This window comes from Kutzneria sp. NPDC052558 (assembly GCF_044547355.1).
Lineage (GTDB): Bacteria > Actinomycetota > Actinomycetes > Mycobacteriales > Pseudonocardiaceae > Kutzneria.
The window spans coordinates 340918-362939 of sequence record NZ_JBIUAG010000006.1; the positions used below are offsets into that span (position 1 = coordinate 340918).

The 22022-nt window shown below is 71.1% G+C and carries 26 protein-coding genes; 10 read left to right on the plus strand and 16 right to left on the minus strand.

Annotation, left to right across the window (positions count from 1 at the left end; all coding sequences use genetic code 11):
• Window positions 1–22: 22 nt before the first annotated feature.
• Window positions 23–577: a DUF6292 family protein gene (locus ACIG5F_RS13860; protein ID WP_396518011.1), complete on the plus strand. Its 555-nt coding sequence runs from the start codon at window positions 23–25 to the stop codon at window positions 575–577.
• A gap of 57 nt (window positions 578–634) precedes the next feature.
• Here ACIG5F_RS13860 and ACIG5F_RS13865 read toward each other — a convergent pair whose 3' ends face one another.
• On the minus strand, window positions 635–838 hold the full coding sequence (locus ACIG5F_RS13865; RefSeq protein WP_211762478.1) for a cold-shock protein: 204 nt from the start codon (window positions 836–838) through the stop codon (window positions 635–637).
• Window positions 839–1060: 222 nt separating this feature from the next.
• On the opposite strand from ACIG5F_RS13865, the gene ACIG5F_RS13870 reads away from it, so the two are divergent.
• Window positions 1061–1792 carry a hypothetical protein gene (locus ACIG5F_RS13870; RefSeq protein ID WP_396518012.1) on the plus strand — a complete coding sequence of 244 codons (732 nt, stop codon included), beginning with the start codon at window positions 1061–1063 and terminating at the stop codon, window positions 1790–1792.
• A 54-nt stretch (window positions 1793–1846) separates the two neighbouring features.
• Here the strand turns inward: ACIG5F_RS13870 and ACIG5F_RS13875 are convergent, their stop codons facing one another.
• The 8 genes from ACIG5F_RS13875 to ACIG5F_RS13910 form a co-directional block, all read right to left on the minus strand.
• Window positions 1847–2452: a malonic semialdehyde reductase gene (locus tag ACIG5F_RS13875; protein ID WP_396518013.1), complete on the minus strand. Its 606-nt coding sequence runs from the start codon at window positions 2450–2452 to the stop codon at window positions 1847–1849.
• Window positions 2453–2480: 28 nt separating this feature from the next.
• Window positions 2481–3800, minus strand: coding sequence for a nucleobase:cation symporter-2 family protein (locus tag ACIG5F_RS13880; RefSeq protein WP_396518014.1), 1320 nt, complete (start codon window positions 3798–3800; stop codon window positions 2481–2483).
• A 34-nt stretch (window positions 3801–3834) separates the two neighbouring features.
• A complete protein-coding gene (locus ACIG5F_RS13885) occupies window positions 3835–4149 on the minus strand; it encodes a DUF3817 domain-containing protein (protein ID WP_396518015.1) in 315 nt (104 codons plus the stop codon).
• Window positions 4150–4153: 4 nt separating this feature from the next.
• Window positions 4154–4555: a hypothetical protein gene (locus tag ACIG5F_RS13890; protein WP_396518016.1), complete on the minus strand. Its 402-nt coding sequence runs from the start codon at window positions 4553–4555 to the stop codon at window positions 4154–4156.
• A 24-nt stretch (window positions 4556–4579) separates the two neighbouring features.
• The gene (locus tag ACIG5F_RS13895; RefSeq protein ID WP_396518017.1) at window positions 4580–5410 is read right to left on the minus strand and encodes a lytic transglycosylase domain-containing protein; all 831 of its coding nucleotides are present in this window, start codon (window positions 5408–5410) and stop codon (window positions 4580–4582) included.
• A 72-nt stretch (window positions 5411–5482) separates the two neighbouring features.
• Window positions 5483–5974: a helix-turn-helix transcriptional regulator gene (locus tag ACIG5F_RS13900; RefSeq protein WP_396518018.1), complete on the minus strand. Its 492-nt coding sequence runs from the start codon at window positions 5972–5974 to the stop codon at window positions 5483–5485.
• Between the two features lie 168 nt (window positions 5975–6142).
• Window positions 6143–6301, minus strand: a complete 159-nt coding sequence (locus ACIG5F_RS13905; protein WP_396518019.1) for a hypothetical protein — start codon at window positions 6299–6301, stop codon at window positions 6143–6145.
• A 180-nt stretch (window positions 6302–6481) separates the two neighbouring features.
• On the minus strand, window positions 6482–7123 hold the full coding sequence (locus tag ACIG5F_RS13910; RefSeq protein WP_396518020.1) for an HNH endonuclease family protein: 642 nt from the start codon (window positions 7121–7123) through the stop codon (window positions 6482–6484).
• Window positions 7124–7172: 49 nt separating this feature from the next.
• Between ACIG5F_RS13910 and ACIG5F_RS13915 the strand changes: the two genes are divergently transcribed.
• Window positions 7173–7946: a crotonase/enoyl-CoA hydratase family protein gene (locus tag ACIG5F_RS13915; protein ID WP_396518021.1), complete on the plus strand. Its 774-nt coding sequence runs from the start codon at window positions 7173–7175 to the stop codon at window positions 7944–7946.
• A 76-nt stretch (window positions 7947–8022) separates the two neighbouring features.
• Here ACIG5F_RS13915 and ACIG5F_RS13920 read toward each other — a convergent pair whose 3' ends face one another.
• A complete protein-coding gene (locus ACIG5F_RS13920; RefSeq protein ID WP_396518022.1) occupies window positions 8023–8847 on the minus strand; it encodes a p-hydroxycinnamoyl CoA hydratase/lyase in 825 nt (274 codons plus the stop codon).
• Between the two features lie 26 nt (window positions 8848–8873).
• On the opposite strand from ACIG5F_RS13920, the gene ACIG5F_RS13925 reads away from it, so the two are divergent.
• On the plus strand, window positions 8874–9326 hold the full coding sequence (locus ACIG5F_RS13925) for a MarR family winged helix-turn-helix transcriptional regulator (protein ID WP_396518023.1): 453 nt from the start codon (window positions 8874–8876) through the stop codon (window positions 9324–9326).
• On the opposite strand, the gene ACIG5F_RS13930 is transcribed toward ACIG5F_RS13925, so the two are convergent.
• Window positions 9304–10908: a long-chain-fatty-acid--CoA ligase gene (locus ACIG5F_RS13930; RefSeq protein ID WP_396518024.1), complete on the minus strand. Its 1605-nt coding sequence runs from the start codon at window positions 10906–10908 to the stop codon at window positions 9304–9306. The genes ACIG5F_RS13925 and ACIG5F_RS13930 overlap by 23 nt on opposite strands.
• Window positions 10909–11058: 150 nt before the next feature.
• On the opposite strand from ACIG5F_RS13930, the gene mptB reads away from it, so the two are divergent.
• Both mptB and ACIG5F_RS13940 read left to right on the plus strand, forming a co-directional pair.
• Window positions 11059–12666: a polyprenol phosphomannose-dependent alpha 1,6 mannosyltransferase MptB gene (gene mptB, locus ACIG5F_RS13935; protein WP_396518025.1), complete on the plus strand. Its 1608-nt coding sequence runs from the start codon at window positions 11059–11061 to the stop codon at window positions 12664–12666.
• Window positions 12663–13526 (plus strand): phytoene/squalene synthase family protein, encoded by an 864-nt coding sequence (locus ACIG5F_RS13940; RefSeq protein ID WP_396518026.1) that lies wholly within the window; start codon window positions 12663–12665, stop codon window positions 13524–13526. Before mptB ends, ACIG5F_RS13940 begins: the two co-directional genes overlap by 4 nt.
• Here ACIG5F_RS13940 and ACIG5F_RS13945 read toward each other — a convergent pair.
• Both ACIG5F_RS13945 and ACIG5F_RS13950 read right to left on the minus strand, forming a co-directional pair.
• Window positions 13523–13792, minus strand: a complete 270-nt coding sequence (locus ACIG5F_RS13945; protein WP_396518027.1) for a hypothetical protein — start codon at window positions 13790–13792, stop codon at window positions 13523–13525. The genes ACIG5F_RS13940 and ACIG5F_RS13945 overlap by 4 nt on opposite strands.
• A 234-nt stretch (window positions 13793–14026) precedes the next feature.
• On the minus strand, window positions 14027–14392 hold the full coding sequence (locus ACIG5F_RS13950) for an Rv2175c family DNA-binding protein (RefSeq protein WP_396518028.1): 366 nt from the start codon (window positions 14390–14392) through the stop codon (window positions 14027–14029).
• Between the two features lie 93 nt (window positions 14393–14485).
• Here ACIG5F_RS13950 and pknB point away from each other — a divergent pair, with 93 nt between their 5' ends.
• The 4 genes from pknB to ACIG5F_RS13970 all read left to right on the plus strand — a co-directional run bounded on the left by pknB (window position 14486) and on the right by ACIG5F_RS13970 (window position 19964).
• Window positions 14486–16519 (plus strand): Stk1 family PASTA domain-containing Ser/Thr kinase, encoded by a 2034-nt coding sequence (gene pknB / locus ACIG5F_RS13955; protein ID WP_396518029.1) that lies wholly within the window; start codon window positions 14486–14488, stop codon window positions 16517–16519.
• 13 nt (window positions 16520–16532) lie between these two features.
• Window positions 16533–16742 (plus strand): hypothetical protein, encoded by a 210-nt coding sequence (locus tag ACIG5F_RS13960; RefSeq protein WP_396518030.1) that lies wholly within the window; start codon window positions 16533–16535, stop codon window positions 16740–16742.
• A 342-nt stretch (window positions 16743–17084) separates the two neighbouring features.
• Window positions 17085–18569, plus strand: a complete 1485-nt coding sequence (locus ACIG5F_RS13965; RefSeq protein WP_396518031.1) for an SPFH domain-containing protein — start codon at window positions 17085–17087, stop codon at window positions 18567–18569.
• A gap of 18 nt (window positions 18570–18587) precedes the next feature.
• Entirely contained in the window at window positions 18588–19964 is a 1377-nt protein-coding gene (locus ACIG5F_RS13970) for an FAD-dependent oxidoreductase (RefSeq protein ID WP_396518032.1), read from the plus strand.
• Window positions 19965–19985: 21 nt separating this feature from the next.
• Here the strand turns inward: ACIG5F_RS13970 and ACIG5F_RS13975 are convergent, their stop codons facing one another.
• The 3 genes from ACIG5F_RS13975 to ACIG5F_RS13985 all read right to left on the minus strand — a co-directional run bounded on the left by ACIG5F_RS13975 (window position 19986) and on the right by ACIG5F_RS13985 (window position 22009).
• Entirely contained in the window at window positions 19986–20411 is a 426-nt protein-coding gene (locus ACIG5F_RS13975; protein WP_396518033.1) for an FMN-binding protein, read from the minus strand.
• Between the two features lie 15 nt (window positions 20412–20426).
• Window positions 20427–21752 (minus strand): ferric reductase-like transmembrane domain-containing protein, encoded by a 1326-nt coding sequence (locus ACIG5F_RS13980; RefSeq protein WP_396518034.1) that lies wholly within the window; start codon window positions 21750–21752, stop codon window positions 20427–20429.
• Between the two features lie 74 nt (window positions 21753–21826).
• A complete protein-coding gene (locus tag ACIG5F_RS13985; protein ID WP_396518035.1) occupies window positions 21827–22009 on the minus strand; it encodes a hypothetical protein in 183 nt (60 codons plus the stop codon).
• Window positions 22010–22022: the final 13 nt, after the last annotated feature.

A 22022-nucleotide genomic window follows, 5' to 3' on the forward strand; every position in this document is an offset into this window, starting at 1 on the left:
GCCCACAGGTGATGGCGCCCGAATGTCCAAGGTCCACGCGGACGCCCAGCAGACGTTACGGACACAGCAGGCCATGGCCGCCCGCACCGTGGCCGGGCACTGCCTCGACGAGGCGGACCGCGGGACCCTGCTGGAGATGCTGGGCCTGGTCGACGACGAGGGGCGGGAGGACGTCACGAGGGCGCTCACCCTCGGGCTCACCGGCTATCTGCGGGCCGTGGCCGGGGCGGTCGGCGAATCGACCGCCGGCACGTCGTGCGAGGTCAGCGACACCGCGACCGCGTACATCGGGCTGACCAGGAAGGGCCCGCGCTACGGCCGGGACCTCATGCTGGTGTGGAGCGAACGCGACGGCTGGGCCGTGCTCGTCGAGACCGATCCGTCCGAGGCGTCGATCGTGGTCTCCCGGCTGGGCGGGGACGATCCCGCCCCGCCGCCGTGGGTGGTCTCGCGCTTCGTCACCGACACGCTGACCGACGTGCCAAGCCAGCCTCAGGCCCGGGCCCACCACCGGCAGAACCGGCAGCAGCTGGCCGACCGGCTCGCCGCCTACGCCGTGCCGGCCGAGTTCGCCTAGACACGACTCCGCGCCCGGCGGCAGCTGCCACCGGGCGCGGAGTTCACGGGGTCCTGCTCAGACCGCGCTGACCGCCTGGGCCTGCGGGCCCTTCTGGCCCTGGCCGACCTCGAACTGCACGCGCTGGTTCTCCTCGAGCGACTTGAAGCCGTTGCCCTGGATCTCCGAGTAGTGCACGAACAGGTCGGCGCCGCCGCCGTCGGGGGAGATGAAGCCGAAGCCCTTCTCCGAGTTGAACCACTTCACGGTGCCCTGCGCCATGTTGTCTCCTCGACAGGTTTCTCCGGTCCGCCGCGGCTGCCACGGACCGAGCCGCTTGCGGCGGGAGAGCTTTCCTGGAGGAATTCCTACGCCCGCGACACTGTTTCGCGAGCGCGTGAAAACACGAACACAAAAACAACGACCACCGTCAGTCAACCACATCCCGCCCCGCCCGACAAAACCCGTGTCGCACGTGCCACTCCCCCTGCCAGCATGGGCGGCATGCGTGAGCACGCCTTCGACCACGACAACCGGACCCCGGGCCAGGTGCTGTTCCAGACGGACCAGCGGGTCAAGATCTGGCTCCAGACCGTGAGCCACAACCAGCTGATGCTCAGCGCCGTCGACGGCGGCCCGACCCGGCTGGACCTGCTGTTCAAGGTCGTGGACCGGCAGTGCATCCGCTCCTCGTACGACGGCCTGGTGGTGCGTTTTCCCCACGCCGACGAGGATTTCCCGGCCGACGCGTTCGTCCTGGAGTCCGGCGACATCCGCGACCACGTGTGCGCCCGGGTCTTCTTCTGGCAGGCTGAGGAGGAGACCGACTTCAGCACGAGTTCGATGGCCGCACGGATGCTGCCGCTGCCGTTCGAGCCGCTCTGGATCCACGGCGGCCGGCGGCCCGGCTGGGAGCCCACCGGCCCGGTCATCCCCCTCGGCGACCTCATCGACGCCGTGACCAGCGAAACTCCGGACCCGCCGGCCGGTTTCCGGCACGTGCACGTCGTTGTCGTGCGCACCGACGACGGCGGGCGGGAGATCACCGTCCCGGTCGCCGTCTACCTCACCCGGGCCGAAGCCGAGGAGGCCCTTCGCAGCGAGATCGCCGCCAAGGCCGCCGTCATGGCCCGCGCCGCCGAGCCCGACGCCCGCATCCAGGACACCCTCGTGGCCAAGGAGCTGGCCAGGACCACCATCGAGCGCTGGATCGTCCCGGTCCCGATCCGGCTCTAGCGAGTGAAAAAGGGCCCTTCCCTGGAGGGGAAGGGCCCTGGCGCGTTCGCGGGGTCAGATGACCTCGACGGCCTCGTCGAAGTCGAGGCGGGGCAGGCGGGGGAACCAGGCGTCGGGGCCGGGCTTGCCGATGTTGACGACGACCAGGGGCTCCTGGGTGCCGTCGGCGAAGAACTCCTGGCGCACACCGGCGGCGTCGAAGCCGGTCATGGGGCCGGCGGCGAAGCCGGCGGCGCGGACGCCGAGGATGAAGTAGCCGACCTGGAGCAGGCCGTTGAACCGGGCCATCTGCTCACGCTGGGAGAGCTCGGGGAAGCGGTCCTTGGCGTTGGGCACGTGCGGGAAGGTCTTGGGCAGGTGCTCGTGGAAGTCGCTGTCGGCGGACAGGATGGCCACGACCGGGGCGGCGCCGGTCTTGGCCCGGTTGCCCTCGGCCATGTGCGGCAGCAGCCGCGCCCTGGCCTCGTCGGAGCGCACGAACGTGATCCGCAGGGGCTGGATGTTCATGCTGGTCGGGGCCCACTTGACCAGGTCGTAGATGGCCCGCAGCTGCTCGTCGGAGACGGGCTCGTCGGAGAAGGTGTTGGCGGTGCGCGCCTCCTGGAACAGCAGCTCCTGCGCGGAGCGCTCCAGTTCGAGGACGTCGAGTGTCGAGGTCATGTCCCGGTCAACTCAGATGAACTCTCAACTATTTCTGCTCGGAAGGTTGAGTGTTCACGGTCACACCGTTGAAGAGCAGGTTCAGCAGCACGGCGGCGATGCTGCCGGCGCTGATGCCGGAGTTCATGATGGTCTGGAACCAGCCAGGGAACTGGGCGTACACCGTGGGCGCGGCCACCGGGACCAGACCGATGCCCAGGGCGACGGCCACCACCATGAGGTTGGAGTTGCCCTCGAACGACACGTTCTTGAGCATCCGCACGCCGCCGGCCGCCACCGAGCCGAACATGACGATGCCGGCCCCGCCCAGCACCGGCATGGGCACCGAGGCGACGATCTCCCCCAGCACCGGGAACAGCCCCAGCAGCACCAGGATCCCGCCGGCGGTGGCCACCACGTACCGGCTGCGCACCCGGGTCAGCGCGACCAGCCCGACGTTCTGCCCGAAAGCGGTGTACGGGAAGGTGTTGAACACGCCGCCGAGCAGACTGGAGAACCCGTCCGCGCGCAGCGCCCTGGTCAGCGTCACGGTGTCCACCGGCCGGTCCACGATCTCCCCGATGGCCAGCACGCTGCCGCTGGTCTCGGTCATGGTCACCAGCATCACGATCACGAACGCCACGATCGCGCCGGGCTCGAAGGTCGGCAGTCCGAAGTGGAACGGCGTGCTGATCTCGATCGCCGGCGACCCGCCCACATGCGAGAAATCGGCCAGCCCCAAGGGAATCGCCACCAGGGTGCCGACCACGATGCCGACCAGCACGGCGATCCGGCCGATCAGCCCGGGCACGAACCGGTGCACCAGCACGACAAGCACCAGCACGCCGAAGGCCACCGCCAGGTTGAGCGGCTGGCCGAAGCCGGGCGAGCCGGTGCCGCCGGCGGCCCAGCCGACCGCCACCGGCAGCAGGGACACGCCGATCACCAGGATGATCGTGCCGGTCACCACCGGCGGGAAAAACCGGGTCAGCTTGGCGAAGTACGGCGCGATCAGCACCACCATCAACCCGGACACGATGATCGCCCCGTAGCCGGCCGGCAGCCCGCCGCCGGTGGTGCCGATCATCACCATCGGCGTCACCGCGGCGAACGTGCAGCCCTGCATGATCGGCAGCCGGGCCCCGAACACCCAGACTCCCAGGCACTGCAACAGGGTCGCCACCCCGGACACCAGCAGGTCGGCGTTGACCAGGTAACCGATGTCCGCAGTGGACAGATGCATCGCGCCGCCGACGATGAGCGGCACGGCGACCGCGCCCGCGTACATGGCCAGGACGTGCTGAAGGCCGAACGTGAGCAGCTGACCGGCGGGAAGCCGCTGGTCGACAGGGTGAACGGTGCTGGTCATCGGCGGAGTCTAGGTCCGCCGCGTTACCACCGCGTCACGCGGCGGCCGGCGACTCCAGCTGCGCGGTGACCCGCTGGGTGACCTTGCGCTCGGTGTAGAAGGACAGGAACGGGATGGTGCCCGACAGCAGCACGCCGAGCGTGTACAGCGGCTGCCACTTGGACTTCAGCGACAGGTCGAAGGCGCACACCACGTAGATCATGAACAGGAAGCCGTGCACCACGCCGACGACGGCGACCAGCCCGGGCGAGTTGAAGGCGTACTTCAGCACGACGCCGACCGTCAGCACGAGCAGGCCGATACCGGTCACGTAGGCCATGAACCGGTACCGGGCGAGGGAGCCCTTCATCGACTTACTCTCCGTCTCTCGCGCTCAGCGCCGCGAGGTAGCTGTTGTACTGCGCCATCGCGTCGTCCACCGGCTCGCTGGCCGCGGCGCGCCACTCGGTCGGCGACCGGCGGGGCCGGGCCGGGGCCGCGGGCGCCTCCTCGACGACGGCCGGAACCTCCTGGACGGGAGCGTCCTCGGCCGGCCGGCGGTCCTTCTCCAGCTGCCACATCCGCCAGTACATGAACGGGATGAACAGGCCGAACAGCGGCCACTGCAAGGCGTAGCCGAGATTCTGGAGGGTGCCGGACGACTCCTGCGACCGGTCCCACTGCCACACGCCGAGCCGGAAGCAGGTCAGCATGGCCGCGAGCGCGACCAGGTGCACCAGTAGCCAGCGGGGGGCTAGCAGTCCGCGAAGACCCACGCCGTCGACGGTAACACCGCCGGGTCAGTGGCCCGCACTGGCCTTGGCCGCGGCGTCGGCCACGCTGAAGACCTTCTGTCCGTATTCCACCGAGTTGTTGTACGACAGCACCGCCGCCCACCAGCCGGCCGCGGTGGCCAGGTCCCGGCCGCCGGCGCACAGGTAGCGCCCGGCGGCGACGGTGGCGTCGTCGATGTTCTGCGGATTGGCCACCCCGTCGCCGTTGCCGTCGGAGGCCCACTTCCGCCAGGTGGACGGGATGAACTGCATGGGGCCGACCGCGCGGTCGTGCACCGGGTCGCCGTCGAGGGCGCCGCCGTCGGTGTCGGAGATGTTGGCCACGCCCGAGCCGTCCAGCGGCACGCCGATGATCGGCTTGGATTCGTCGCCGTTGGGCAGCAGGGTGGCCCCGCCGAAACGGCCGTGGTCGGACTCGATGCGGCCGATGCCGGCCAGCATGGTCCACGGCAGGTGGCAGGACGGCTGCACCTTGGCCAGAGTCAGGTCGGCATTGGCGTACGCGCGCAGCGCACGGGCCGGGATGCCGGTGGCCGCGGAGACCCGGGCCAGCCAGTCCTCGGCCGTTTCCGACCTTCCCGCCGCGGCGGCCTGCGCCGAGGGTTGGGCGGCGTCGGCGGCCGGGGCCGCCGCACCGACCTGCACCGGCGCGGGCGTGACGTGCAACGCGGGGAAGTCCTGGGCCACGGGATGGGGAGTGGGCGTGCTGGCCCGTTGGACCAGCCACAGCGCCGCGCCCGCCACCGCGAGCACCACAAGGACAACCAGCAGCCGGAACACCACCCTCGGTGGGCGAGCGGACGGCGGGGCCGCCGGCTCGGACTGCTGGATCGCCATCACCACAGGCTACTCACAAGTAGCCTCAAAACCACTGGCTACCGGCGGCGAGTCACCGCCGGTTCGCCCGATTCAGGGACGCTGCTGCCGGTTGAGCCGGGCCACGCACCACGCTGCCGCACTGCCCCGACGCAGGTGCTCCAGCACGGTGAGCGGGCCGAGACGGCGCGCCAGGTCGGACGGCGCGAGACCGGCCGCGCGGTAGTCAAGCGCACGCTGGTCGAGCGGGCTGATGCCGGCGTCCCACCAGGCTTCGGCCTCCTCCACCGCGCCGGCCAGCTGCCAGCAGGTGGCGACCTCGGTGAGCAGCTCGTCCGGCACCCCGGGCAGCCGCTTGCGCATGGCCGCCAGGTAGGCCGGGTCGACGGCGTCCACCTCGAACAAGCCCCGAGCGCTGCCTCGGCCGCCCCGCTGGGCGGGAATCCCGGGCCGCTGGCGCGGAACGGTCGGCGTCTCGGCCAGCCACTGGGACTTGATCCGATTCACCTCTTGCATCTCGGCGTCCTGCGACCGCTCGGCAGTCCACTGCCTGACGAGCTCGTCGACCCCGGAGTCTTCGACCATCCGTGCCTCCTCATGGCTGATGATCACCCAACGCCTGCGAACCGTATTGCGTTCCGCCGGAGCACCGCTAGACCCGATTCCCGTTACCAGGGCGTGATCGGGGTTAATGCACCCGGTCGGTGGAACTGTGCCTGTGCCGACTACTTTGCGCAATCGGCCAGTCCGGTGTCATGAGGGGATGAGGTTGCGCACGAACGTGATGATCGCCTGCGCTCCGTAACCGAGGCCGCCGACTATCTCCCTCACCCAGTTGGCGGAAGCCGCCGGCTGGGCGATCAGCGCGAAGAGCACCAGCGCCACGCCGGCGATGATGAGTATCCGTTTCATCCCTCGTGCACCTTCTTCGTCCGCGGACACGCCCGTCAGCACCATGATCGACCATGCGCCGGCCGACGTCGCCCAGCGCGGGCGGGTGTGTCGTCATTCCCGGTTCGGGGTAACTCCGTCGGGGTGTGACATGACCGTAGCGTACGCAGGCGTGATCGCAGGTCAGACTGCACAAAGGTGTCAACTCGGGCACGTTGCCAGCATCGACACGAGCGCGTCGTGCTCGGCCTGGGTGACGAACAGCTGGTAGGTGTGCTTGACGATCACCCAGTTGGTCGCGTACGTGCACCAGAAGGCCTGGTTGGCGGGCTTCCACGAGGCCGGGTCCTGATCTCCCTTGCCGCGGTTGCTCGAGGCCGACACGGCCAGCAGCTGGGGCGCGGTCAGGTCGTTGGCGAACTGGGAGCGGCGCTCGTCGGTCCACTTGTCGGCCCCGGTCCGCCAGGCGTCGGCCAGCGGCACCATGTGGTCGATGTCCAGGTCGCCGGCCTTGCTGATGGCCTTGTTGTCGTACGGGCTGACCCACTTGCCGCTGGTCGCCCGGCAGGAGGCGTCCTTGCGCACGTCCTGGCCGTCGCGCTCGATGACCACCTCCCGGGTGTCACAGCCGTCACCCTGCGTGACCCAGTGCTTGAACCGGTCGCGCGAATAGCCGGCCATCGAGTGCCAGCTGCCGATCGGCAGCTCGGCCAGCTGGACCTGGGCCGGGGAAGAGCCGCTGGCGGTGGGCGTCGCCGGCCCGGCGACTTCCTTGGCGACGAACGCCGCTATCACGAGAACGACAACTCCGGCAAGAGTCAGCAACCACCTTCGAGCACGCATCCCGAGATCATTTCCTGTCGCCATGCAATTTCATGGGAACCTGGCCGGCATGGCTGAAGAAGTTCTGGTGGAAACCCGGGGGCCGGTCACGATTGTGTCGATCGACCGGCCGGCCGCGCGTAATGCGGTGGACGGCGCCACCGCCGCCGCGCTGGCCGACGCCTTCCGCGCCTTCGACGCCGACCCCGACGCCGCCGTCGCCGTGCTGACCGGGACCGGCGGCACGTTCTGCGCCGGCGCCGACCTCAAGGCCGTCGGCACCGACCGCGGCAACCTGCTGTCCGACGACGGCGACGGGCCCATGGGTCCGACCCGGATGCGCCTGGGCAAACCCGTCATCGCCGCCGTCAGCGGCCACGCCGTCGCCGGCGGGCTGGAGCTGGCCCTGTGGTGCGACCTGCGGGTCGCCGACGAGACGGCCGTGTTCGGGGTCTTCTGCCGGCGCTGGGGCGTGCCGCTGATCGACGGCGGCACCGTGCGGCTGCCCCGGCTGATCGGCGAGAGCCGGGCCATGGACCTCATCCTGACCGGCCGGCCGGTCGACGCGGCCGAGGCCCTGGCCATGGGCCTGGCCAACCGGGTCGTGCCGGCCGGCCAGGCGCTGGCCGCCGCCGTGGCCCTGGCCGAGCAGATCGCCGCGTTCCCGCAGACCTGCCTGCGCAACGACCGGCTGTCGGCCCGGGCGCAGCACGAACTGTCCGAAGTGGACGCCATGGCGACGGAGTTCCGCTACGGCAGGCAATCCCTGGCCGCCGACGCTCTCGCCGGCGCCGCCCGCTTCGCCTCCGGCGCCGGCCGCCACGGCCAGTTCGAGGCGTCCTGACATGCAGTGACGCTTGGAAGGGGGCTTTCCTCCACTCGGAGTGGAGGAAAGCCCCCTTCCAAGCGGGTGCGCCGGCTCACGAGCGACTGTAGGCCTGCAAGCCCGGGCGGATGGTCTTCTCGTCCAGGAACTGGTGCAGGCCCTCCTGCCGGCCCTGGGTCTTGTCCAGGAACTGGGACTGCTCCAGCTTGGCGTACAGGTAGTCCAGGGCTCCGTCGGTGTCCATGGTGCGGCAGTTGCGGAAGCCGATCTTGGCGGCGCGCAGCACGACGGGGTTCTTGTCGAGCAGCTCGCGCGCGAGCTGCTCGACCTCGGCACGCAGCGAGGCCAGCGGCACGCTCTGGTTGACCAGGCCCATGCGCGCGGCCTGCTGACCGTCGAACAGGCGGCCGGTCATGATGTAGAACAGCGCCTCCCGCGAGCCCACGGTCTCGGCCAGGGCCTTGGAGACCAGGCCGCCGGGCGGGATACCCCAGTTGATCTCGGACAGCCCGAACTGGGCCTCGTCGGCGGCGATGGCCAGGTCGCAGCCGATCAGCGGCACGAACGCGCCGCCGAAGCACCAGCCGTTGACCATGGCGATGGTGGGCTTGGCGTAGTTGCGCAGCAGCCGCCAGTGCCACTCGAACGAGTCGCGCCGCACCCGGATCTGCAACGCCTCGTCGCCGGACTCGTCGACCTCGCGGAAGTACTCCTTGAGGTCCATGCCGGCCGACCACGCCTCCCCCGCGCCGCTGATGACCACGACCCCGCACGAGCGGTCGGCCTCCAGCGTGTGCAGCACGTCGATCATCTCGGCGTTGAGCGTCGGGTTCATCGCGTTGCGCTTGTCCGGGCGGTTCAGCTCCACCCAGCCGATCCCGTCGACCACCTCGACGCGCACGGTCTTCCAGTCACCCATGACAACCTCCAGGTACCTTTCACTTCGTGTCCGCTTCTTCCCAGCAAGCGCCGGAACCGCGGCTGAGCTATCTGGTCGGCCGGCTGGACAGGGCACTGCGGCTGCTGATCGAGGAGGCAGTGCGCCCGCACGGCCTGACCGTGCCGCAGTACACGGCACTGTCGGTGTTGCAGCGGCAGGCCGGGCTGTCCAACGCGCAGCTGGCCCGGCGGGCCATGACCACGCCGCAGTCGATGAGCGAGGTCATCGCCGCGCTGACCAAGGCCGGGCTGATCCGCCGCGAGGCCGACCCGGCCCACGGCCGGATCATGCGCACCGAGCTCACCCCGGCCGGCCTGGACGTGCTGGCCAGGTGCGAGCCGCTGATCACCGAGATCGAGGCCCGCATGCTGGCCGAGCTCTCCGTCGGCGACCGCGACCGGCTGCCGCTGCTGCTGCGGAGCTGCGTGCGCATGCTCAACTCCGGTTCGGAGAGCTGAGCCGGGCCCGCAAGGCCTTCTTGTCGTACTTGCCGACCGTGGTCAGCGGCAGCTCGTCCACCACCACGATCAGCTCCGGCAGCCACCACCGCGGCACCCGGTCGGCCAGGAACGCGGCCAGCTCCTCGGCACACGGCGACGAGCCGTCGGCCGCGACGACGGCCGCCGCCGGCCGCTCGCCCCACCGCTCGTGCGGCACCGCCACCACCGCGCACCGGGCCACCCCGGGATGGGCGGCCAGGGCCTGTTCCAGGGCCAGCGAGCTGATCCACTCCCCGCCGGACTTGATCACGTCCTTGACCCGGTCGACGATCTCCACGGTCGAGTCCGGGTGGATCACGGCCAGGTCGCCGGTGCGCAGCCAGCCGTCGTGGAAGCGGCTGTCGTTGGAGTCGTCGTCCGGCTCCAGGTAGGCCTTGATCACCCACGGCCCGCTGGTCTCCAGCTCGCCGGTGGTCCTGCCGTCCCACGGCAGCACCTCGCCGTCCGGGCCGACCAGCCGCACCCGCACGCCCGCGGACGGCTTGCCGACCCTGGTCAGCGCGCCGGCCGGGCTGTCCAGGTCCAGGTCCGGCGACTGCACCTGCATGGTGCCGCTGGGCAGCATCTCGGTCATGCCCCAGCCCTTGTGGAACACCATGCCGCGCCGGGCGACCTCGTCCAGCAGGGCCCGGGTCGCGGGCGCGCCGCCGCAGAGCGCGCGCCGCAACGAGCTCATGTCGTACGGCTCGGAGGCCGGGCCGAGCAGGTCGATCCACACCGTCGGCACGGCCGCGGCGACGGTCACTCGCTCGGCCTCGACCAGCGCCGCCAGCGCGGCGCCGCTGGCGTCCCGGCCGGGCAGCACGAGCTTGGCGTTGGCCAGGGCGGTCGTGTAGGTCAGGCCCCACGAGTTGACGTGGAACAGCGGCGTGACGGCGAGCAGGGTGTCCTCACGGGACACGGCGTGCGAGTCGACCGTCATGGAGGACAACGAGTGCAGCACGCACGCGAGATGTGAGGACACCACACCCTTGGGCAGTCCCGTAGTGCCGCTCGTGTAACAGATCCAGGCGGCGTCATCGGGCGCCGCGCGCGACACCGGCTCTGTTTCCGGCACGGCGGCGAGCAGGTCCTCGTACCGCCGCGCCCCGGCGAACGCCTCGTGCACCGGCCCGCCGTCGTCCAGCACCACGACTTCCCGGACCGGCAACTTCTCGGCGAAGTCGGCCAGCCGGTCGGTGAGGGAGGCGTCGACGAACAGCACCTCGTCGCCGGCGTTGCGCAACTGGTAGCGGATCTCCTCCTCGGTCAGCCGCACGTTGACGCCGTGCACGACGCGCCCGGCACAGGGCACGCCCAGGAACAACTCCAGGTGACGGTGTGTGTTCCAGGCGAAGGTGGCGACTCGGCCACCCGGGTGCACGCCGAGTTCGGCCAGCACCCCGGCCAGGGCGGTGGCCCGGCGGCCGATCCGCCCCCATGTCGTACGGGTCACACCGGCCGGCGTCACCGACACGACCTCGACGTTCGCCCCGGTCTCCAGGCAGCGGCGCAGCACCACGTCCAGCGTGAGCGGCACGTCCTGCATCAACGATTTCACGGCTGTCCTCCGGCCCGGTGTCAGGTGGCCTGCGATGCCGATAATATCAGGTTACCTGATATTCAACCAGGACTGTGACGTGAACAGCCTGTGACGAGGGGGCCGCTGCGCGCTCACCCGGTCGCCGGTTGTGGGACGATGGACGGCGCGATGCCCGCGACGCCTTCCATTCCCCGCTCCAGCGCCGACCCTGCACCGGTGCCGCTCGGCCCTACCCGCCCGACGCCGGTGGTCACGGCGACGGCCGCCGCCACGCCGGCCGATCCGGCGCGCGAGTGGCCGTTCCCGATCCGCACCGCGCTGCTCGGCCTGGCCGGCATGGTGCTGATCGCGGCCGGCGGCATGGGCGCGGGCGCGACGCTGATCCACGACCCGGTGCTGGCCAACGGCGCGTTCAACTGGATCCGCTACGGCCACGGCCAACTGCTGGCCACCTGGATCCTCTACGTCGGCCTGGCCCTGTCCATCTGGGCCTGGATCCGGCTCGGGCGGCACGCCAGAGCCGGCCGCGTGAACCACGCGTACATGATCCGGGTCATCGTCATGTGGATCGCGCCGCTGCTGATCGCGCCGCCGCTGTTCAGCAAGGACGTCTACAGCTACCTCGCCCAGGGCGACCTGGCCCTGCACGGCCTCGACCCCTACGGCGTGGGCCCGTCGGCCCTGCCCAGCGCGCTGTCGGACAACGTCAGCATCGTCTGGCAGAACACGCCCTCGCCCTACGGGCCGCTGTTCGTGCTGCTGGCCAAGGGCATCGTCGCCATCACCGGCGACGGCCTGGTCAGCCTGATCAGCGGCGTCATCCTGATGCGGCTGGTGCTGGCGGTCGGCTTCGCCCTGCTGTGGTGGGCGCTGCCCCGGCTGTGCGCCAAGCTCGGCGGGGACTCCTCGGTGGCGCTGTGGCTGGTCGGGGCCAACCCGCTGCTGGTGGTGCACCTGATCGGCGGGGCCCACAACGACATGCTGATGATCGGCCTGATGGCCGTCGGCGTGGTGTTCGTGCTCGACCGCAAGCACGTGGCCGGCATCGCCCTGCTGGCGCTGGCGTTCTCGGTGAAGGCCACCGCCGTGCTGGCGCTGCCGTTCCTGGTGTGGATCTGGATGGGCCACATCCCGTACGGCACCAGGAGCTACCGGTTCGTCAAGGCCGCCGGCCCGGCCGTCGGGATCTTCGGCGGCGTGTTCGTGCTGTGCACCCTGCTGGCCGGCGTGGACCTGGGCTGGATCTCGGCGCTGAGCGGGTCCTCGATCGTGATCAACTGGCTGTCCCTGCCGTCCGGGCTCGGGCAGGCCGCCTACACCGTGCTGAACTGGTTCGTCGGCTTCGGCGACCTCCAGCCGTTCGTCACCGTGACCCGGACCCTGGGCTCGCTGCTGCTGGTCTACATCCTGGCCAAGCAGTGGTGGCTGGCCCGCGACGGCGGCAACGACGCCATCCGCCGGGCCGCGATCTGCATGGCCGCGTTCGCCCTGCTGGCCCCGACCACGCTGCCCTGGTACTTCAGCTGGGCGCTGGTGCTGGCCGTCGGCTTCGCGTGGAGCACCGCCGGCCTGACCATGGCGGCGTGCGGCTCGGTGTGGCTGCTGCTGATCACCTATCCGTCCGGCGCGACGGCCCTGTACGACTGGGGCTACATGTTCGTCATCTTCGGGGTGTCGGTGCTGGCCGCCCTGTCGCTGCTCAAGCCCGATCCGCTCAACCTGTCGCTGCGGACCATCAAGGACGTCCCGGAGAGGGCGCTGGGGCACCACTCGTGAGCCTTGAGGCCGCGTACGCCGAGTGCCGGCGGCTCAACGCCCAGCACGGCAAGACGTTCTTCCTGGCGACCCTGCTGCTGCCCGCCGACCGCCGGCCGGCCGTGCACGCCCTGTACGGCTTCGCCCGGCTGGCCGACGAGGTCGTGGACAACCCCGGCACATCGCCGGCGTTGGAGCTGTCGGAGCTGGAACGGCAGCTCAAGGCCGCCCTGGCCGGCGAGCCGGCCGAGCATCCGGTGCTGGCGGCGCTCGCCGACACCGTGGCCCGGCACGGCATCGAGCCCACGCTGTTCGACGAGTTCCTGGCGTCCATGCGGATGGACCTGGACGTGCGCGAGTACGCCTCGTACGCCGAGCTGCGGACCTACATGCGGGGCTCGGCCGAGGTCATCGGCCTACAGATGCTGCCGGTGCTCGGGGCCGTGTCCGCCGACGCCGAGCCGTACGCCGCCGCGCTGGGCGAGGCGTTCCAGCTGACCAACTTCCTCCGGGACGTCGGCGAGGACCTCGACCGGGGCCGCGTCTACCTGCCGGCCGACGAGCTGGCCGCCTTCGGCGTGGACCGGGCGCTACTGGAGTGGTGCCGGCTGTCCGGAGGTCGGGATCGCCGGGTTCGGGCCGCCCTGGCCCACCTGGCCGCCCGCACGCGGTCCGTCTACCGGCACGCCGCGCTGGGCATCCCGCTGCTGGCCCCGTCCGCGCGGCCGTGCGTGTCCGTGGCCTTCACCCTGTACCAGGGCATCCTCGACGAGCTCGCCGCGATCGACTACGACGTCTTCGCTCGCCGGGCCGTCGTGCCGACCAGCCGCCGGCTCGCCGTCGCGCTGCCGGGGCTGGTCCGGGCACTGGCCGCCCGCTAGTTCTGGCTGGGCTCTCCCGCCAACTTGCAGGCCTGCTTGGCGTCGGCCGCCGTGACGCCGTTCGTGGTCATGTAGCTCACGCACGTCGCCTTGGCCAGCACCGCGCCGAAGGCGCAGCCGGTCACCGCCTGCTGGGACGGCTTCTCGTAGTGGTCGGCCAGGTACTTGATGCAGTCCTGGGCCGCCGCCTGCGCCGGGGCCGCGGTCAGCAGCGGGGCCGCCGTCGCGGTCAGCAGGGCGGCGGCGATGCCGGCGGTACGGGCCATCCGTGACATGGGGATCCTCTCGGAGGGGGTGCTGCCGGCCACCCCACCGCCGCCGCCCCATCCCGTTCAACCCCACCCACCCCATCAGGCGACCCCCCTCACCCACCCGTGCACCCCCTCCCCCTCCCACCCCTCAACGCTTGGAAGGGGGCTTTCCTCCACTCCGAGTGCAGGAAAGCCCCCTTCCAAGCGCCAAAGGCGCCGGAAGGCTTGCCGGGTGGTGCGGGTGGGGGGTTAGAAGGCGGAGGCTTGGGCGCGGCGCTTGACCTCGCGGCCGCGGTCGCCCCGCAGGGCCTCCACCGGGGTGCCGGGCAGCGTGTCGTCGGCGGTGAACAGCCAGGTCAGGATCTCGTCCTCGCTGTAGCCGGAGTCCTTGAGCACCGTGATGGTGCCGGACAGGCCCTTCACGATGGCGTCCTCGTGGACGAACAGGGCGGGCACGATCAGGATCCCGTTCCGGCGGCAGGCCAGCAGCTGACCGTCGCGCAGCATCTGGTGCACCCGGGTGATGGGCACGCCGAGCCGCTCGGCGACATCGGGCAGGGGCAGGACTTCCAGCTCAGGGTCGAGCACGTCGGCCGCGACAGGTATGGCGCTCACGGCGGTCACGATGCCACAGCCCGGGCCCCGATGCCGAGTCCGATTTCGCCTCCTTACGGGAACCGACTGGCCTCTCGCCTACCATCGTGACCCGTGGGAACCCAGAGCGCGAACCTGATCGGGGGGCTGCTGGAGCAGCGGTACCGGGTCAACACCCTGCTGGCGCGCGGCGGGATGTCCACGGTCTACCGGGGTGTCGACACCCGACTGGAACGGCCGGTGGCCATCAAGGTGATGGATCCGAGGTTCTCCGACGACCAGTCGTTCATCGACCGGTTCGTCAGAGAGGCCCGCACCGCGGCCCAGCTGCACCACCCTGGCGTTGTCGGCGTGTACGACCAGGGCGTGGACCGGTCGCCGGAAGGCGACCACGTCTTCCTGGTGATGGAGCTGGTGGACGGCGGCACCCTGCGTGACCTGCTGCGCGAGCGCGGCGCGCTGACCCCGGCGCTGGCCCTGAGCGTGCTGGAACAGGTGCTCTCGGCGCTGGGCGCGGCGCACCGGGCCGGCCTGGTGCACCGGGACGTGAAGCCGGAGAACGTGCTGATCGGCCGCGGCGGCGCGGTCAAGGTCGCCGACTTCGGCCTGGTCCGGGCCATGGCCAGCGCCAATACCACCAGCGACGACATGATCCTCGGCACGGTGGCGTACCTGTCGCCCGAGCAGGTGGCCACCGGGGCCTCCGACCCGCGCAGCGACGTGTACTCGGCCGGCATCCTGCTGTACGAGATGCTGACCGGGCAGCCCCCGTACAGCGGCGACACGCCGATCTCGGTGGCCTATCGGCACGTGAACGACGACGTGCCGCCGCCGAGCGAGGCCGCCACCGGCAGCATCCCGCCGGCCCTGGACGACCTGGTGCTGCGGGCGACCCGCCGGGACCCGGCGCTGCGCCCGCTGGACGCCGACGCGTTCCTGGCCGAGGCCCAGCGCACCGCCCTGGGCCTGGGCATCCAGCTGGCGCCGGTGCCGATGGTGGCGGCCAGCCCGCAGCCGGACTCGACGATCCGGGTCCGTGACGACGGCCCGCCGACCGAGAAGTTCAGCCCGATCACGGCGGCCACGCCGGCGCCGACGCTGATGGCCCCGCCGGCCCCGCCGCTGGCCCAGCCTTCGATCGGGCCGATGGGCACGCGGGCGATGTCCCGGGCCGACCTGGACGCCAACGCGGTCACGGCCCGGCACGCGCCGATCCGCGCCCAGGTGCCGGTCAACCCGTACCAGCAGCAGCGGACCAAGAGCCGCCGGGCGTTCATCATCTGGATGTCGGTGATCGTCGTGCTCGCGGCGGTCGTGGCCACCGCGGCGTGGTGGCTGGGCACCGGCCAGTGGTCGCTGGTGCCGACCGTGAAGGGCTTGCAGGAGCAGACGGCCGAGCAGAAGATCCGGGACGCCAACCTCCAGTTCACCGTCCGCCAGGTGGGCAGCAACGACGTGCAGCCGGGTCTGGTCGTGGACGTGGCGCCGGGCGAGCAGCAGCAGGTGCAGCGGGGCTCGTCGGTGGTGCTGAGCGTGTCCATCGGCAAGCCCAAGGTGCCGGCCGTGCAGCCGGGCTCGGACTTCGCCGCCGCCCAGAAGCTGATCACGGACCTGGGGTTGCAGGCGTTGCAGGACGCCAGCAAGGACAACTTCAGCGACACGGTGCCGGCCGGCAAGGTGCTGACCGCGCTGCCGGCCCCGGGCACCGTGGTGCCGGTGAACTCGGCCGTGGTGGTCGTGATGAGCAAGGGCCCGGCCCCCAAGAAGGTGCCCCCGGTCGTCGGCCTGACCCGCGACCAGGCGTTCCAGACCCTGCAACAGGCCGGTTTCCAGCCGGTCGACGGCCCGGCCCAGTTCAGCGACCAGGTGGACAAGGGCAAGGTGATCAGCACCAGCCCGGACGCCGGCTCCAGCATCGCCGGCGACGGCAACAAGCAGGTCACCGTGATCGTGTCCAACGCGGTGACGGTGCCCGACCTGACCGGTGCGAGCGCCGAGGACGCCACCAACACGCTCAAGGGCCTCGGCCTGACCATCGACGTGCAGGGCATCTTCGGCAGCAAGCGGGGCCGGGTGTTCAGCCAGGACACGCCGCCGGGCACCCGGGTCAAGCCGGGCACGAAGATCACCGTGCAGGTGTTCCCGTAGCTAGACTCGCGTGATGATCGGGACGAGGGGACGCGTCACCGGCCGCATCGGGCCGGGGCTCGTCGGGGAGGTGATGATCGCCGTCCGCGGCGGGTCGGAGGCGTTCTACGCGCACCCGATCGAGCCGGACGAGACGATCGAGCCCGGCGTGCAGGTGCTCGTGGTGGACTTCGAGCCCCCGCGCACCGTCTACGTGGAACGCTGGCGCCCTCTCACCCGCTGACCCGCTGACCCAGAGAGTCGCTGACCCAGAGAGTCGCGAGGCCCCGCCGCCGCTTCGCCCGGTTGCCGGATTTTTTCGGGCCGCCACCCAACGCGCCCCACCACCGCTCGATGCGGCCCGGAAAAATCCGGCTAGGGCGAGGCGGCGGCTACCCGGGGGCCGAGCCGCGACGCCGAAGGCGGCGCCACAAGCACAGTGTGTGTCAGGTGACATGTACGAGGAGGGAACCGAGGCATAGCGTCAGTGCTCCAAGGTGCGCCGGGAAGTCTGGTCGGCATCCACGACAGAGGGCGTGGGGCGCACCGGCGTGCCCCACGCGCCATGAGGGGGCGTTAGAACGAGATGAACGCGGGCATACTGGTCATTGTGGGCGGCGTTGTCGTCGCGCTGATCGTGCTGTTCATCATCCTGCGAGTGCTGTGGCGCGTGGCCGAGCCCAACGAGGCCATGATCATCTCCGGGCTGGGCGCGAAGAAGGTCCAGGTCGGCGAGGACAGCCTCGGGTTCAAGATCGTCACGGGCAAGGGCACGCTGGTCCTGCCCGGCTTCCAGACCGCGCGGCGGCTGTCGCTGGACACGCGGTCGGCCGAGATCGTGGTCTCCTGCGTCACCAAGCAGGGCATCCCGGTCCGGGTGCAGGGCGCGGTGATCTACAAGGTGGGCGACGACTTCGTGTCCATCGCCAACGCCGCGCGCCGCTTCCTCGACCAGCAGAACGCCATGGACACCCGGATCCACAGCGTGTTCGCCGGCCACCTGCGCTCGATCATCGGCGCGCTGACCGTCGAGGAGCTGATCCGGGACCGCGAGCGGCTCACCGCCGAGGTGCGCAGCTCGTCGGCCAACGAGATGAGCAAGCTGGGCCTGGTCGTCGACTCGTTGCAGATCCAGGAGATCGACGACGCGTCCGGCTACATCGCCAACCTGGGCAAGCCGCACGCCGCCGCCGTCGCCGCGCAGGCCCGCATCGCCGAGGCCCAGCGGGACCAGGAGGCCACCGAGGCCGAGCAGGTCGCCGCGGCCAACAAGGCCTCGGCCTGGCGCGACAGCCAGATCAAGCAGTCGGCGTTCCAGGCCGAGATCGACCAGGCCTCGGCCCGCACCAAGCAGGCCGGCCCGCTGGCCGAGGCGACCTCCCGCCAGGAGGTCGTCGTGCAGGAGACCAAGGCCGCCCAGCTGGAGGCCGCCCTGTCCGAGCAGCGGCTCCAGTCGCAGGTCCGCAAGCCGGCCGACGCCAAGGCGTACGAGACCAGGACCCTGGCCGACGCCGACCGCGACGCGCAGATCGCCCGCGCCCAGGCGCAGGCCAAGGAGACCGAGCTGCGCGCGGCGGCGGACGCCACCCGGGTGAAGGCGGCGGCGTCGGCCGAGGCCGAGGCGACCAAGGCCCGCGGTGAGGCCGAGGCGGCCGCCACCCGGGCCACCGGTGAGGCGGAGGCCGCGGCGGCCAAGGCCCAGGGTCTGGCCGAGGCGGAAGCCGCCCGCGCCAAGGGCCTGGCCGAGGCCGAGGCGATCAAGGCCCGCGCGGCGGCGCTGGCCGAGAACCAGGAAGCCGTTGTGGCGCAGGAGCTCGCCGAGAACTGGCCGGCCATCGTGGCCGCCGGCGCGCAGGCGTTCGCAGGCGTCGACAACATGGTGGTGCTCAACGGCGCCGAGGGCGTCACCGAGCTGTTCACCAAGGCCCTGTCGCTGGGCGGCGCCGGCTTCGGCATGGCCCGCCAGCTGATGGACAGCATGCAACTGGCCAAGGCGACCGAGGCCAAGCCCGCCACCAATGGAGTAGTGGACGACGACTTCGGGCTTTCCCTGCCGAAGCCGGAGAAGTAGGCGGTAGCTTCGGGTTCCGTGAAGGGACTCGTACTGGGCGGCGGACTGGCCGGCACGCTGGCCGCCGCCGCCCTCGCCGAACACTGCGACAGCGTGACCATCGTGGAACGGGACCGGCTGCCCGCCGGTCCCGAACCGCGCAAGGGGGTGCCGCAGAGCCGGCACGTGCACAACCTGATGTCGTCCGGGGCCCGGGCCATCGACGACCTGCTGCCCGGCGCCATCGACGCCCTGGTCGCCGCCGGCGGGCAGCGGATCGACGTGCCGCGCCGGCTCGTCGGGATGACCTTGGGCATCTGGAACCGGCGCTACCCCAGCAACCAGACGTTCGTGTCGGCCAGCCGGCCGCTGCTGGACTTCACGGTGCGCCAACGGATTCCCGCGAACGTCGAGTACATCGAAGGCGCCGACGTGATCGGCCTGACCGGCGGCGCCGACCGCGTGACCGGCGCCCTCGTGCGGGACCGGGACAGCCGGGGCGAACGGGAGCTGACCGCCGACTTCGTGGTCGACGCCATGGGACGCTCGTCGGCGACGCCCGGCTGGCTCACCGACCTGGGGCTGCCGGCCGTGCCCGAGGAGCGGTTCGGGTACGGGATCGCCTACGCCAGCCGGACCTTCCAGTCGCCGCCCGACACCGACCCCGAGTTTCCGGTGGTCAACGTCGCCGGCATCGAGGACCGGTACTCCCGCGGCGGCGTGCTCATGCCGGTCGAGGACGGCAAGTGGATGGTCACCTTCGGCGGCCTGCCCGGCGGCGAACCGCCCACCGACGAGGACGGGTTCATGGCCTTCGCCCGGAACCTGAGCCACCCTCTGCTCGCCGACCTGATGGCCAGCGCCGAGCCCCTCGGGCCCATCGCCGGCCACCGCACCGCCGACAACCGCCGGCGGCGCTACGACACCATCCACCCGTGGCCCGAGGGTTTTGTCGTCGTCGGCGACGCCTCCAGCGCCTTCAACCCCGTGTACGGGCACGGCATGACCGTCGCCGCCCGCAACGCCCTGTCCATCCGCAACGGCCTGCGCCGCCACGGGCCGATCGCCGGCACCGCCCAGATCATCCAGGCCTCCGTCACCAGCGGCGGCCTCGACGCCTGGCAGCTCGCCGTCGGTCAGGACGTCCGCAGCCAACAACTCCTGGACGGGGTTCGGCCAGACCTTCGGTCCCGGCTCCTCTACGCCTACTCCGACCGCATGGCCCGCGTCGCCCGCCGGCGGCAGGATCTCTTCGCGCTGCAACTGGATGTCTACACCCTCACGTCCCCCGCCAGCCGGGTGTTCTCCCCGCAAGCCGTGCTGGCCACCCTGCTCGGGCCGGCCGATCCACCGCTGCTGGCCCCGCCGTTCACGCCGGCGGAGCAGCGGGCGTTGGCCCAGAACGACTTGCGGTAGCGGACGCCGGTGTGGAGGTCGTCAGGCGGCGTCGATGGCGGCCTGGAGGGACTGGGCGTAGGCCTCGCTGGTGGCGGTGGCGCCGGACACGGTGTCGATCTTGGCGCTCTGGGCCTGTAGCGCCTCCTGGCGGAGGGTGGGGGCGGCGGAGCTGGCGATGAGCTGGCTGCGGCGGTCCGACGGCGTGATCACCAGCTGCACGTCGGTGATGGTGGCGCCGTTGAACGTGGCCTGCACCTGGTAGGGACCGAACTCCGTCTGAACCTCGGAGCCGGTGACGGTTCTGGTGCCGCTGCCGGAAGACGACGAGGTCGACGGGGCGGCGGCGCCGGGGGTGGGCGTGGTGGCGGTGACAGCGACGGCGGCGGTCGTCGTGCTCGGGTGGTAGCGCAGCAGCGGCACGAGGCCGGCGGCGGTGAGCACCAGGGCGATGGCGGCACGGCGCATGGGAGAAACCCTTTCTCAGGCGGCGAACGCGAAGCGTTCGGCGTGGCATTGGTCGGCGGGCACGTCCAGCGCCCGCAGGGTGGCCAGCACGGCCTCGGTCATGCCGGGCGGACCGCACACGAACACGTCCCGCTGGCGGATGTCGGGCACGAGCGAGGCCAGGTGGCCGGCGCTGAGCAGGCGGTCGTCGACGGGGCCGACAACCATGTGCAGATGGGCCCGGGCGCGCTGGGCCAGCTGCCGCAACTCGTTGGCCAGCACGGCGTCTTCCCACTGGTTGGCGCGATAGACGGCGACGACGTCGCCGCGCAGCTCCTCCATCAGCGCGCGGATCGGCGTGATGCCGACACCGCCGCCGATCAGCAGCACACCCCGCCGGCCGCTCTTGGCGGACGTGAACGAGCCGTACGGGCCCTCGGCGAAAACCCTTGTGCCGGGCCGAATCGTGCGCAGCCAGGCGCTGCCGTCACCCAGGGCCTTGACGGTGATCCGCAGGCCGCGGCCGTTGGGCATGGCCGACAGCGAGTACGGATGCGCCTCCCACCACCGATCCCGGGTCAGGAACCGCCACAGGAAGAACTGGCCCGCCCGTGCCGGCAACTCGTTCAACCGCCGGCCGGTCATGTGGACCGACACCACGTTCGGCGACTCGTAGACGACGGAGTGCACCCGAAGCTGATGCCTTGCGTTGCGCCACAACGGAATCAGCACGCGAGCGAGCAGGATCGCCGCCAGCGAAGCGCCGTACAGGGTCCACCAGTAGGCGGTGGCGACCGGCGAGCCCACGAAGTCGCGGCCGACGGTGACCTGGTGCAGGAAACCGAGAATCACCGCCAGATAGGCGTACAGATGCACAAAATGCCAAGTCTCGTAACGCATTCGGCGGCGGGCGGCGCGGGCCGAGGTGACGGCCACGACCACCAGCAGGATCGTCGCCACCGTCGCCTTGAGCACGTCGTCGGTGTTGAACACCAGCGAGCCGAACTCGTCGACCAGCGAACTGCCGTCGGCGGCGGCATAGCCCAGCGTGATGAACACGACGTGGGCCAACAGCAGCCACAGCACCCAGAACCCGGTCCAGCGGTGCCAGCGCGTCATCGAGTCCATGCCCAGCGCCCGTTCCAGCCAGGGCACGCGGGCGATCAGGAACAGCTGGAACACCAGCAGCAGCGCCCCGTACAGGCCGGTGGCCCGGCCGAGCACCGTCAGCAGATTGTCGTTGAGGCCACCGTCCATCACGAGCAGGTCGGTGACCCACATGGCGTTGAGGCCGAGCAGGGCCAGCAGCCACTGGGCCGTCGTCAGCCCCCTGGGTCGAGCGGCGGTCGGGATCGCGGTCACGCAACCGAGTCTTGCCGCGCCAGGTCAGAGCTCCCTCCGGGGAACCTGTCGGAGAGCTGTGCGGGTGGAACTACTCATGCGCGCAGCGTCCACCCGCCGCTACGGTCGGCGACATGCGGCCCCTGCTTGTGATCGTCGCCATCGTCGCCGTGCTGGCCGTCGGCGGCTGGTTCCTCCTCCAGCGCGGCCCCGGCGACGACGAGAGCGACCGGGATCGCGGCACCGATATCGCGGTAGCCATTCGCGGCGGCGACCACTACGCCGGCTACC